Below are 12,013 nucleotides of genomic sequence, written 5' to 3'. Positions count from 1 at the left end.
GGGCGACACGCCGGGCAACGACGCCGACTTGGCCCTGCGGGACCCAGTCCGCCCAGTCACCCGAGGCGCTGATGACGACATACTGACCGATCATATCGGTGAGCGCCTGTCGGCGGCGCAGGATGGGGCTGTCACTGGTTTCGACGGCCTCGCCCGTGTGATCCGCATAGCGATCGGGGTGCCATGCTTTCACGCTTGCGCGGGCGTTCTGAACGAGGAGATCGAAACCCTTGGTTGGCAGGCTTGCGAACTCGGCGGCGAAGCCGAGGACGACAAGCGCCCAGTCAACGTCTTCCTCATAGGACGTGCTATCGAGGCGCAGCGCTGCCGGCATGGCTGCCTGACGTTCGTCCGACAGGATCATGCCGCCATGGCTGGCTGTGTGAACTTCCCAGATACCGGGCAGCAGCTGCGTTGCGGTCTGCGGCGCGCCCCAGAGGGTCTCCCGCGGCGTTTCGGTCATGCTGAATTTGGGCATCGGTCATCTCCTCAAGGATCTGACCAATTCCTCCCCCTCCCCTTTCGCAGCCTGGAGGTTGTCATGGGGCGGTGGGCGGTGCCCCGGATATGCCGGCAAGCGTGGTGGGTTTTCGGGATGCGATTGCGCTCAGCCGATGGCGAGATTGGCCTTGAGGATCGCGCCCGTCCCATGGGATTCGATTGTCGCGGCGCGTGCGGTGATGACCCGTCCGGCCTTGTTCAGAAGCGCCAGCTGATGGCGCTTTGCGGCAAGGTAGTCGGGATCGTCCTTGGCGATGACTTCAAGCGCCGTTTCTATGAGTTCGCCAGTCGTGGAATCGTGGATGTCGAGAATGAAGTCGGGGCGCACCGTGCCGACTTTCGAGGGCAGGTCGAACAGTGGCCGCTTGAAGCCAAGGGCAATCCCGCGCTTTCGCAGATGGTACTGCAGGTCGAGCAGTTCGCAGGCCACCTTGCGCTCATGGGCATTGTGGACGGGGACGAAGGCGGAAGTTCGGGCGAGTGGCTGGGCGAACGCGCGGAGCGCAGCATAGCCGTCGCGCGGATTGTGCTCGCCCACCACCACCAGGACTAGGTAGGGCGGCCCGATCAGCGATCCTGAATATTGCACCCGGGTTTTGAGCTCGAGCTCCTTGCCCTGTCCGAGGAACAGCGTCGTTCCCGAAATGTCGTTGGCATACAGCGCAAGGAATGCCTGCGGCGCGAGTCCTTCGGGCCATGTCCTGGCGGCCTTGCGCAGACGGGCGAAGACGGCCTTGCGCTCGAAGGGATCGATATGCGTGTAAAGGTGCGCGGAAAGGGGGATGCCGGGCGCGATTTCGAGCCGCGTCGCCGCATGTCGCAAGCGCGCAAACTCCGAGGCCATCGTCATGTTTCGTCCGCTGCTTGCTGGCAGGGGATGAACCTCGTTGACGTGGGCCATATCCATCAACTGCCACAGCAGCCGCGCGAGGCGCGGAATGGTGACGCCGCGGCTGCGGTCGTCGGGTTCGCTGTCCGTGGGCGCTTCGGCCAGCTTTTCAGGCGCAAGGCGGTGGGCGATGAACAGGCCTTCGGGCACATCGATCACGGGAGCCTCGGCCGAGCGTTTCTCGCGCAAGCGCTGGGGAGCCTGCTCGCGGAAAAATGGACAATCAGCTGCGTGCTCGGGGCGGCGCTGGCGCTTGCTGGTCAGGCGGCGCAGGTAATAGGTTTCTGCCTCTGACAGGTATGAAGCGGACATGAGCGGGGGCGGTTCGGTATCGCCCGTGCAGCTGCAGGCGATCCGCTGTCCATGCGCTCGGGCCTTCGTCACCATCGTGACACTTGCCCGGTGATCGGCTTCGCTCCCCTCCCCCTGATACCAGCGTACGAGCGCTTCGCGGACAGCGTCCGGAACCGGCGTTCTGAGAGTGAGGCCTCTCGAATGTCGAGGGACGAGCCACATGATGGCTAACCTATTGCATTTGGGTTTGACGGTCTAGAGCGTTCACGGTATGTTCACGTTCTAGGAGATGATTGTCATGACCACTGGAAGCTTTGTCGGCCGCTTCGATCTCGATCTCGGATTGCGCGATGCGAGCCTCGATCCGGCCAATCGGCCGACCCGGAGAATGCTGGCGGCAGCCGCAATCGGCACCGAAGTCAACGACGCCTACTATGCGGCAGTAGAGCTGCGCGAGGCCATCGAATGGATTCACGATGGTCATCCGGGCGGCAAGCTGAAGCTGTCGATGATCCTTGGCAATGCCTGCGACGACTATCAGCGATGCCTTTATTTCATCCTTGCCGGTCGCGGCATCGTCCAGATGCTCGAAGATCTCGATTGGCTGGAAAGCCTGCTTGAGGCGCGCGGCCGCGTTGCAGGCAAGCTTTTCAAGCGGCGCGCACCGGTCATGCCGCAAGTTCGGCCATACGTAGCGGCCGAGCCTGACGGCCCGCTGGTGACAGTGGCGCGTGATTTCGATCAGGGGCCTTCGTGGTATCTCGATCCTCAGCTTAGCGCGTGAGCGAGCGCCGCGCTGCGGCTTCGCCGCACAGGGCGAAGACATAGCCGCCCGTATCCCAATTGGGGTTGTAGATCGCTGCTGCGTTTTCAAGCTGATGGCAGGAGAGGTCTTTGCCCTCGGCCTCCATCAGCGCGAGCGTGCGGCCGAAGCGGTCGGCGTCGACGCGGCGAATGGTCATGGTAGGCTTTGTGGCGACGCGCAGGCTTCGCTCGCTGGCAAAGGGGTCCCCTGGGGCACAGGTGCGTCCGGCGCGGCACTGACCGGGTTTCTCCGGTGCGTCGATCGCGAGCAAGCGGATGCGCTCCTCGCCGCAGCGCAGCGTGTCGCCATCAGTGACAGTGCAGTTGCTGACGGACTCTGAAGGTGGAAGCTGCATTTGGTCCGCGCATCCGGTGTTCGCGGCTGCGAGGTGCCCGCAAAGCATGGCCGCAATGGCGCGTCGGGGGGTCCTCATGCACGTAGTTCCACTTCGACATGGTCCCCTTGCGTGGCCTCGTCGGTCACGTGGAACGGCTTCATCGGGTTTCCGGTTCGGATCACCGCGACCGGTCGGCGCTTGAGCTCGAACAAGCGGTTGGCGACCCGGTGGGCGTTTTCACGGCTGCAGAGTTCGAGCCGCCGCAGGCTGATGACGTGCTCCTCGTGTAAGGTTTGGTTGCTCATGGCCGGTCTATCCGAACAGTGTCTTGTGCACGCGGGTTTGGGGGATGATCGTGAATTCCCTGCGCGCAAGGTTGCTGATCTGGTAGCAGGGAGGTCCGTCGGCGGTAAGTGCGAGCGTGGTTTTGCGGCCTCGCTTGCGGATGAAAAACACATCGCCTTCATAGCCATCGGTGAAGCGGATTTTCGACGGCAGTCGGATTTGCATCCCGTCCTCGAGCTTGCGCGATCCTCGCATGAGATTGCGGATGCAGCGGCGGCGCCAGACCAGAGCCGAATGATTGTCGGTCGGGTCCAGCAGCCGCAGGATGCGCTCAGGGCACTCACATTCGAACGGACCCGCAGTTTCGTCCATGTCCTTGTAAGCGAACACGTAGCCGTCGCTGGCACGCGGATTCCATCGCACGAGCACGACTGCTGCGAAGACGGTCCCGATCTTGCCGTTTTCGACGTGCGCGATGGCCGCATACCAGACCTTATTGCGCAGACAGGACGAAGCGATCACGCGCAGGCCGCGGGTGGAAGCGCCATCAGGGAGCGGGTGAGCTGGCCCGGCTTCGATCCGCTTGCCTTCAGCGTCATAGGGATGCTCGAAGGTGAACTGCGCATCGAGATACTCCTTGGGTGTCTTGTGGGGGTGCATGCTCGACAGCGGCATTGAGAGCCATCCCATGAGAAATTCCTTCGGCTGTGCCCGCTTCAGGCGGGCTGGTTGAGATTGCAGTCGCGTCGCAGGGTCGCGGCAAATCGGGCGATATTGTTCATGAGGTCGATGGGACCGCGCAGCTGCCGGCCTGCCCATGGCCCATTGCGTCCATGGGTTCTGACCCATCCGATCTCCCGTCCGGGGTTTATCCGGCAAGGGTCGATGGTGACGCAGAAGCTCCTGGCAAACAGGCTGATCGCGGGGTTTTCGGCCGTGAAATGCGGCTCTTGCTCGATGCTGTAGTCAGCAGGGTCGAGACACAGCGTCTGGGCGAGGTAGCGCAAGGCTTCGCGCGCGGAAGATCTGTAGACCCGGATGAGATCGGGATCGCAGTCAAGCCCGCGCTGTACAAGCGGGACCAGAATGGGGGCAGATCGCAGCTCCGCAATCCGCTGTTCGCACGCCGTACGCAGCGCCTCATCCTCGGGATGGATCGCCTCGGGGGACTCGCCGGCGGCCACGCGGCCCAGGTGTCGTCCAAGCAGGAGGACAGCCGGGTCGGTTTCGGGGTCGTGCCCGGCGCGCCGGGCATCGCCCATGGCATCGTTGAGGGCGGCGCTGCAAGTCTGCATGACCCGCAAGCCATCGGGTTGCAGCGCACGCTGAAAGCGAAAGGGCAGGTCGAGGTGGGGGGTGGCAGGCATCCGAAGTCTCCTTGATTGGACGCCTGCCCCCTTCCCCCTCCCCTCTATGCCGCGCGCTTCAGCGCCGGTGTGTCCTCAGACAGGACCTCAGGCCGCTCGCTCGCGGCGCTGCAGCCGAATGCCTTGAGGTAGCTGAAGGCCTGTTCGGCCTTGGCCGCGGCATGAATGATCGCGGAGGAATCGCCCTTCAGGATCTCGAGCCAGTGGCTGATGTAGCTCGCATGATTGTCATGGAGCTCACCGGGCAGGCCGAGATCGGCACAGATCAGGCACTGACCGATGGAGGCGACCAGTTCTTCGAAGGCATAAGCCTTGTCGCCGAAGCGTTTGCCGAAGGTCCGCTCGAGCCGTGTCTTGCCGCCAGACCAGTGAACGGCCTCGTGCCCGAGCGTGCTCGCATAGTGATCGTCGGAATGGAACGCTTCGCGCGGCGGCATCTGGATGTAGTCGCCGGCAGGCGAAAAGAACGCAGCGTTACCCCCATGCCGAATGTCGATTGGCAGGGTTGCGAAGAAGGCGTCGATCGCGGTGCGGTGTACGGATTCGGGTCGATCTTCAGGCGGCGCGAGGTCTGGATAGTAGTGGGCAGGCAGACCGTCGATCTGATCGGCATTGAACACGTTGTAGGCCTTGAGAAACCGGATGGCGCGGGTCTGATCCTCTCCGGTCACCCTGTCCTGCTCGGTCTTGCTGATCTGCGAGTAGTAGACGCTGAGGGACGAGGTCTCGCCCTTGCGCACCTGCCCGCCAAGGGCTTCGGCCTGCCGGTAGGTCATCCAGTAGCGGCTGCTGTAGCCCATGGCGTCTCCCATGGCCCACAGGAAGAGCGTGTTGATGCCCGTATAGGCCGTGCCGCAATGGCGAAGCGGCCTCCCCCCGCCTTGAGTGGCATTCCAAGGCCTCACCCAGGGCATGACGCCCTGCTCGAGCTTGGAAAGAATGAGGGTGGTGATTTCGGCGGCGATGTCGCGGCGGGCTCCTTTGCCGGCTGTCCGGCGCGAGAAGGTCTTTGCCATGATGTAATCCTTTGTCGGACTGGCCCGAGTGACGGGCTATGACGAAAAAAGGGGCAGCCCGGCCGAAGCCGAGCTGCCCGCAGGGACGCCCAGGAGAGAGCGTTATTCGGCGGCTTCGAGCGTTTCGTCGGGGTGCTCGACCTCGAAGTCGTTCTGATCGTCGCCGCAGTCCTCGGCAGGATCATCTTCGGGATCCTCGTGGGCGTCGCTGCAATCGTCCTCGTCTTCGTCAATCACCGCCGCACGGGCGATGTCGAACCGCATCGCATCGGGCACCCATGCCAGCGCAGCGTCCTTGATCGCGGGTTCGGTAATGGCTTCACCGGCGAACAGCTTCTCGCAGGCGGCCGAGACTTCAGGCTTCTTCGAGGCCGCATAGCGTGCCGCCAGCACCTCCCCGCCGATCTCGGTGAGGAGCGCGAGCAGCGTCCCCTTCGAGACGCGGTCAAAGAAGTTGGTAGACGTGGGGCGCCACCATTGCGCAGGCTCAATGTGGAGGATGCCGGCGAGACGCGCGTGAAGCGGGTTCGTCGTGTCCGAATAGTCGGGCTTTGCTTCGATCGATCCGGCCACCATCAGCGCGAGCCAAGCGGCCTTGCGTGCGTCATCGAGCGCGCGAAAGCCCTCGAAACGTGCGACCACGTCGCCGGCCTCGGTCCAGGCCGTATCGAGCGCATCGCGTGCCTGTTCGATGGCAATGCGGGCCGGGGTCGGTTCGCAATCCTTCCCGATGACCGGGTCATTCGGGCGCGCCGCCTTCATCGTGGTCCCGTAGCGCTCGTACCCGCGGTTCCCATCGATCATGGCGAACAGCGCATAGTCGAGCGCGAGTGCCGGATCGGCGAGCAAGGCGGCCGCAAGGATGTCCCTGCGCTGCATCGCGAGTTCATCGGAAAGCCGAGCGCTCAGCGGCTTGCCACCCGGCGCGATCTTCTCGGGCGGCGGTGCCTTGCCCGTTGCCCCGGTGCTGCCCGAAGTCCCGCGGTCGTCGCCCGGATCGCGCATCGGGGTTTCGCTGAAGTACGTCGTCTCCAGCACCATCTTGCCGTCCGAGGCGAGGGTCAGGAACGTGCCGATCTGGCCCTTGAGGTCGTCGGGCAGGATCGTCGGCCGACGCTGAAGTTCGTTCCACTCGTCTTCGAGCTTGTCGTATTCGGCCTCGAGCGCGCTGCCGGCCTCGTCGTCGAGCTCGCCGCTGTCGAGCTCGTCGCCGATCTCTTCCATCCGGGTCTGGATGGCATCCGCCCGGGCCTCCTCGGCCTCGGACATCGGCTGCTTGGGAAGATTGACGCGGTAGAGCCCGTCGGTCGCGTTGTAGATGTGCGCCGAAGCCACCGGCCGGACCCAAGCAAGGCCCTGCTCTTCGCCAAGGCGCTTGGCCTCGGCTTCCATGATAGCTGCCGCCAGCCCCTGCGCGATCTCGGGATCGGACCAGCGGTCACCGTTCTCGCTGAAGAGTTCGCGCTCGATCGTGCCCCCTGCGGCAACATAGGCATCCTCTCCGACGAGCTGAGCAATCGGGTCGGTTGCCTTCAGCGCGTCACCGGCGATCGCACGGCGCACCTGATCCGGCGTGGTGTAGCTGTAGTTGCCGTACTGCTCGAACACCCGGGTCTGCTTGGCCTGATCGCCGGTGGTGGCATAGGCCTTGGCCATGTCGAGAGTGATGCGACCTTCGGCGAGTGCCTCGAAAACAGGATCGGCAAGGCCCGCGAGCCGGAGACGCCCTTCGACGAAACGGCGGGTGACACCGAAGCGCTTGGCGACGGCATCGAGGTCGCAGCCTTCACCGATGAAGTGCTGGAAGGCGCGGCATTCATCGGTCGGGGTCATGTTGACGCGCTGGAAGTTCTCGGCAAGCGAGGCTTCCGAAAGCGCGGCATCATCGCCTTCAAGGACCTTGCAGGACACTTCCATGTCCTTGTCGATGCGGCCTTCTGCGGCGAGCAGTTGCAGGGCCTCGAAACGGCGGCCACCGGCGAAAACAGCGTAGTGCCCGCGGGGCTTCTTCAGTGCAGTGACACACAGGTTCTGCAGCAGACCGCGCGCCTCGATATCACCGGCGAGCTGGGGGATATCGGTGCGGCCAGACTTGCGGACATTGCTGTCCGAGTGGCGCAGTTTCGAAAGGGCAATCATCTGTTCCATCGTCATTCTCCTGGATGTGGCCCGGCGAAAACCTCCCCGGATCCACCCCATCCACTCCCCCTCCCCTTTCCTCTTCAGGGGTCTATGTTTCCTATGGGGCACCGATGAGAGCGGTGATGATGGCTTCAGCCTTCTCGGTCGGCACAAACAGCCGCGTCTTGTATTGGATCACCTCAGTGAAGCACCCGAGTGACTTGAACCAGACAAGCTGGCTGGCGGGTGCGCCGGTGATTTCAATCCGCCACGATCCGTTCACTCTCGAGCGCTTGAGTTCGCAGGGGACAGGGCGCACCAGCGCGATGGATCCACCGGCCTGGACCGCCCGGAGGGTCTCTGACGGGCTGAGTGGGGCCGGTGTCTCGACGCCGAGATCCTTCACCAGTTTCCCGACATGCTCGGGAAACACCATGCGCCCGAGCCAGGATTTGCCTTCGGCATCGACGATCCGGTTGACCGCCAGATGATCGGAAGGAAGCGCCGACCAGATCGGCAACAGGAGGCCGGTCGCGATACGGATGATCTCAGTATCGACGGTTTGAGCCGCTTCCTCGGCCTCGGCCGACCAGGCCGCCGCGAAGACCGACTGGTCGCAAGGCTCCCACGCGGTTTCAAAGAGGTCATGCTCGCGAAGGAATTCGCGCCTCGTTGGGCGGAGCAGTTCGACACGCGGGACCGGCGTGCCCTCTTCGGTCATGCCGGAGCGGGCTTTCGTCCTGAGCGCAACCTTGCCGGAACGGCCGTTGCGCAGAAGGACTGCGGTGTTGTCGGCGGAAGCAAGCTTGAGCACCCGCTCGAGCGTCACAGGATTGCGCCGCCTCGCCACTTCGATCGTCAGCAGGTGCGAGGTCGCGCCGCTCACGGGATCGGTGCGCAGCAGCGTGTCCTCGAGTATGGTCGCGGTCTCGACCTGCATCGTTTCGACGCCGATATCGAGGGTGCCGGCATCGCGGGCGGCCGCTACCCGGGTTTCGACAAGCGCGAGGAATTCATCGAAGATGACGTTCTGGTGCCCGATAGGAAGTGCCAGAAGCCGGTTGAGCCAACGCTGGATCGGCGGCAGGTCCTCCTTGATGACCCCGTCTGCGTCGAGAAGCGCAAGACCGGTCCGCTCCTCAAAATCGGCCAGTGTGGTGCTGGTGAGTTTGCCCGCGACGAGCAGATGGAACCAGGTCACGAGCGCGGCCTTGGCGTACTCGCTTTCGAGGTTGTCGGCCGGGTCGAACAGGTTCTGTCCTCCGGTTTGCCGCTGACCGCGGGTGAGCGCCCCAAGGCTGTCGAGGCGGCGCGCGATGGTCGAGGTGAACCTCAGCTCGCCCTTGCAGTCGGTCGTGACAGGCCGAAACAGGGGCGCTGAGGCCTGATGCGTGCGATGGGTACGCCCGAGCCCCTGAATGGCGCGATCGGCCCTCCAGCCCGGCTCCAGCAGCAGGTGGACGCGCTGCTGCTGGTTGGGGACATCAAGGCTCGCGTGGTAGGAACGTCCCGTGCCGCCCGCATCGGAGAAGATGAGGATGCGCTTGGTCCCGTCCATGAAGGCTGCTGCATCGGCTTGGGCCGAGCGCACGGTGCGTGTTTCGAGCTTCTGCTGGCCGCCAGCAGCCGGTATGATCCGCTTCGATCGGCCGGTCACCTCGGCGACGTTGTCATGGCCGAACCGCTCAAGAAGAGCATCGAGCGCGGCTTTGATGGGCGGAAGAGCGCAGATGTGTTCGATGAGTTCCGCCCGGGCAGCCTCGGCCTGCGGGTTTGTCACCGGATTGCCATGCTCGTCACTCATGGGGCGCGAATGCTGCTCGCCGGTGTCGTCGGTATAGACCTCCATCTGGCGGGTCGGAAATGCGCGAGTGAGATAGTCAAGGCAGTATTCGAGCGGGGACAGCTCGATATCAAGCTCGGCGCGTTCCTCGGCCGAGAGCTCGCCCAGCCTCCGGTTGAGGATCGATTCAGCCGTCGTCACCAGCTGCAGCACCACCGATTTGCCTTCGCTCAGGTGTTGCTCGACCGCGCTGATGATGGTCGGCAGCTTCATCGACAGGAGCACCTGGCCGAAGAACCGCTGCTTGCAGGATTCGAACCGGGACCGCGCTGCGGCCTTTGCCCCGGAGTTGAGCGTCTTGCCCTCTAGGTCGTCGACGATACCGGTCAGTTCGAGCGCTGCTTCAAGGTTGCGATGAATGATCGCCCAGGCATCGGCATAGGTGTCATAAACGGCAATCTGTTCGGGCGTCAGCTCGTGGCGCAGGATGTCGTATTCGACCCCGGCGAAGCTGAGCGCACGCGCCATGTAGAGGCCGGTCGCCTTGAGGTCGCGTGCGACCAGCTCCATGGCAGCAATGCCGCCGGCGCGGATCTCGGTGATGAAGGCCTCGCGCGAGGCGAAGGCAGTCTCGGGGCCCCAGAGGCCGAGCCTGACGGCATAGGCAAGGTTGTTGACCTCGGAGGCCCCTGTGGCCGAGGCGTAGAGCACCCTGGCCTTGGGAAGGCGGTTCTGGAGGAGAACCCCGGCTATGCCTTGCTGCGAGCCCTTCTTGGTCCCCATGGCGCCCTCCCCGCCTGCAACCCCGCCCATCTCGTGAGCCTCGTCGAAGGCGATGACACCGTCGAACTCTTCACCCGCCCAGCGGATGAGCTGTTCAAGACGGCTGTGATCGCCGCGTGCCGAGCGCAGCGTCGGATAGCTCACGAACAGCACGCCCTCATCGAGGGTCAGCGGCTCATGGATCTTCCATCGCGAGAGCGACTGGACATCGGCAGCGAGCCCGCCAAGGGCCGCCCAGTCACGGCGGGCATCGTCGAGCAGCGGCTCGTTCTTCGAGATCCAGATCGCCCGGCGGCGGCCTTGGAGCCAATTGTCGAGAATTGTGGCGGCGACCTGTCTCCCCTTCCCTGCCCCGGTGCCGTCGCCAAGGAAGAAGCCCTTGCGGTAGGATGCGCCTTCCTCGTCGATCAGTAGGCCCACGCCTTCGGGATCGGGCTTGAATTTGCCGGGAAGCCACTGTCCCCAGGCATGACCTGCGTAGACCACGGTTTCGAGCTGTGACGCTGACAGCAGGCGTTCGGAGACCGTGCGTTCCGGCAGTTGCGGGATGTGCTGCGGGATCGGCGCAGGGATCGAACCCATCGCAACCGATTCGACGAGTGCAGTGGGGTGCTCTCCAGCGGTGTCAAAGATTACCCGGCTCGGCCGATAGGGAAGATAGACCCCGGCCTGTTCCAGGAGCGGCGCTGGTGTCTCGAGCGCCTTGTAGCCCACTGGGAGGACGTTGTTGCGCGCCGGTGCGCGGAAGGTGCGGGGTGCCGCGGGCTTTGCGTTGCGTGTCGCTCCGAACAGCGAGATGGCCTTTCCAGGTGCGGCAGGTTTGGTCTGCTTTTCGGCGACGGCTGCGCGTGGCGCAATTTCGAGATTGGCTGCCAGCCCAGCCACATCGACGCGCTGCAAGGTGGTATGAGATCGCGTGCCCGGAATCTTGTCGAGGACGTAGAGCCTGACTGCGATAGTGGTGCCATGCTTGGTATAGGCCTGCTCCAAGCGGATAGAGTTGCGAACCGTGACGGGCTTCAGCGTGTTTTCGAATATGTCGCGCATTTTGGCCGAGCGGGAGAACCAGTCTGGCATGATTGCGACGATGCGCCCGCCGGCGCGCAGATGGGTGATCGCGGCCGCAAGGTGGCGGACGGCAGCAAGGTGATCTGCACCGCGTCCGAGTGAACGCGAAAACGGGGGGTTCATGAGGATGAGCGAAGGCCTGGTCTTGGCGCCAAGCGTGCTGGCGATCGCCGCGCCGTCGTGACCAGTGATGGTGGCGGCGGGGAAGGTGTCCGCGAGGCGCGCGCGGCGAGCGCCGTTGAGTTCGTTGAGCTGAAGCGCCGCAACCGCGGGAAGCTGCGCGACCAGCAGCCCATTACCCGCGCTCGGATCCAACACGACGTCGTCGGCCTGAGCATTGGCCAACATGACGGCGACAGCAGCAAGGTCAACGGGCGTTGAGAATTGTTGCCAGTCGATCTGTTCCTCGCTTCGAACGGTCTGAGTGGGCAGCCGCGATGCGATCTCCATCGCTTTGTCGAGATCGTCCCTGCTGAATGCTGCGCTCCTGCGAGACGTGAGGCTCAGCGCAAGTGCGTGTTCGAGCACCTCGAAACTGTCCCGCTGGGTCCATCGGCCGCTTGCATCGCCGGCGCCAAAGGCGCTGGTCATCGTTGCGTTCATCATCGCGCGCGTGAGGGTGGTGCCATTGTCGATGAGAATGCTGAGTGCGCGGGCGGCAAGTTGTGCGGGCGTGCGCCGCTGTGCGGCCGCTTCGAACAGGTCTGTCATGGAGGTCTCCTGGGTTCGGCTCGCCTCATCACGGACAAGCCAACCCTTCCCCT

10 protein-coding genes are annotated in these 12,013 nt (G+C 64.0%); 1 reads left to right on the top strand and 9 read right to left on the bottom strand.

The genetic code is table 11. The features are described from left to right. On the bottom strand, positions 1-478 hold a 478-nt coding region (locus ACLBKT_RS16600; RefSeq protein WP_410184093.1), incomplete at its 3' end, for a DUF7007 domain-containing protein. A 129-nt stretch (positions 479-607) separates the two neighbouring features. Next, positions 608-1,702 (bottom strand): hypothetical protein, encoded by a 1,095-nt coding sequence (locus ACLBKT_RS16595; RefSeq protein WP_410184092.1) that lies wholly within the window; start codon positions 1,700-1,702, stop codon positions 608-610. Positions 1,703-1,982: 280 nt separating this feature from the next. Between ACLBKT_RS16595 and ACLBKT_RS16590 the strand changes: the two genes are divergently transcribed. Then, positions 1,983-2,468 carry a hypothetical protein gene (locus tag ACLBKT_RS16590; protein WP_410184091.1) on the top strand — a complete coding sequence of 162 codons (486 nt, stop codon included), beginning with the start codon at positions 1,983-1,985 and terminating at the stop codon, positions 2,466-2,468. Here the strand turns inward: ACLBKT_RS16590 and ACLBKT_RS16585 are convergent. The 7 genes from ACLBKT_RS16585 to ACLBKT_RS16555 form a co-directional block, all read right to left on the bottom strand. Continuing rightward, a complete protein-coding gene (locus tag ACLBKT_RS16585) occupies positions 2,458-2,844 on the bottom strand; it encodes a thermonuclease family protein (RefSeq protein WP_410184090.1) in 387 nt (128 codons plus the stop codon). The two genes, ACLBKT_RS16590 and ACLBKT_RS16585, sit on opposite strands and share 11 nt — an antisense overlap. 74 nt (positions 2,845-2,918) lie before the next feature. Beyond that, positions 2,919-3,131 carry a hypothetical protein gene (locus ACLBKT_RS16580; protein WP_081096809.1) on the bottom strand — a complete coding sequence of 71 codons (213 nt, stop codon included), beginning with the start codon at positions 3,129-3,131 and terminating at the stop codon, positions 2,919-2,921. Positions 3,132-3,138: 7 nt separating this feature from the next. Next, positions 3,139-3,786: a DUF6927 domain-containing protein gene (locus tag ACLBKT_RS16575; RefSeq protein WP_410184089.1), complete on the bottom strand. Its 648-nt coding sequence runs from the start codon at positions 3,784-3,786 to the stop codon at positions 3,139-3,141. A gap of 41 nt (positions 3,787-3,827) precedes the next feature. Then, a complete protein-coding gene (locus ACLBKT_RS16570; RefSeq protein WP_410184088.1) occupies positions 3,828-4,478 on the bottom strand; it encodes a hypothetical protein in 651 nt (216 codons plus the stop codon). Positions 4,479-4,522: 44 nt separating this feature from the next. Further along, positions 4,523-5,494 (bottom strand): ArdC family protein, encoded by a 972-nt coding sequence (locus ACLBKT_RS16565; RefSeq protein ID WP_410184087.1) that lies wholly within the window; start codon positions 5,492-5,494, stop codon positions 4,523-4,525. A gap of 102 nt (positions 5,495-5,596) precedes the next feature. Then, positions 5,597-7,642, bottom strand: a complete 2,046-nt coding sequence (locus ACLBKT_RS16560) for a ParB/RepB/Spo0J family partition protein (protein WP_410184086.1) — start codon at positions 7,640-7,642, stop codon at positions 5,597-5,599. Positions 7,643-7,733: 91 nt separating this feature from the next. Next, positions 7,734-11,960, bottom strand: a complete 4,227-nt coding sequence (locus ACLBKT_RS16555; protein ID WP_410184085.1) for a strawberry notch-like NTP hydrolase domain-containing protein — start codon at positions 11,958-11,960, stop codon at positions 7,734-7,736. Positions 11,961-12,013: the final 53 nt, after the last annotated feature.

It is taken from the genome of Erythrobacter sp. W302b (assembly GCF_046452395.1).
Taxonomy (GTDB): Bacteria; Pseudomonadota; Alphaproteobacteria; order Sphingomonadales; family Sphingomonadaceae; genus Erythrobacter.
The sequence above is the reverse complement of the archived record's forward strand: the minus strand, read 5'-3'. Positions and strand labels throughout refer to the sequence as shown.

What these genes read in the sequence shown, in the direction of transcription:
- ACLBKT_RS16595 (WP_410184092.1), bottom strand. Translation starts at nt 1,702, where the DNA reads ATGTCCGCTTCATACCTGTCAGAGGCAGAAACCTATTACCTGCGCCGC.
- ACLBKT_RS16580 (WP_081096809.1), bottom strand. Translation starts at nt 3,131, where the DNA reads ATGAGCAACCAAACCTTACACGAGGAGCACGTCATCAGCCTGCGGCGG.
- ACLBKT_RS16585 (WP_410184090.1), bottom strand. Translation starts at nt 2,844, where the DNA reads ATGCAGCTTCCACCTTCAGAGTCCGTCAGCAACTGCACTGTCACTGAT.
- ACLBKT_RS16590 (WP_410184091.1), top strand. Translation starts at nt 1,983, where the DNA reads ATGACCACTGGAAGCTTTGTCGGCCGCTTCGATCTCGATCTCGGATTG.
- ACLBKT_RS16570 (WP_410184088.1), bottom strand. Translation starts at nt 4,478, where the DNA reads ATGCCTGCCACCCCCCACCTCGACCTGCCCTTTCGCTTTCAGCGTGCG.
- ACLBKT_RS16575 (WP_410184089.1), bottom strand. Translation starts at nt 3,786, where the DNA reads ATGCCGCTGTCGAGCATGCACCCCCACAAGACACCCAAGGAGTATCTC.
- ACLBKT_RS16560 (WP_410184086.1), bottom strand. Translation starts at nt 7,642, where the DNA reads ATGGAACAGATGATTGCCCTTTCGAAACTGCGCCACTCGGACAGCAAT.
- ACLBKT_RS16565 (WP_410184087.1), bottom strand. Translation starts at nt 5,494, where the DNA reads ATGGCAAAGACCTTCTCGCGCCGGACAGCCGGCAAAGGAGCCCGCCGC.
- ACLBKT_RS16555 (WP_410184085.1), bottom strand. Translation starts at nt 11,960, where the DNA reads ATGACAGACCTGTTCGAAGCGGCCGCACAGCGGCGCACGCCCGCACAA.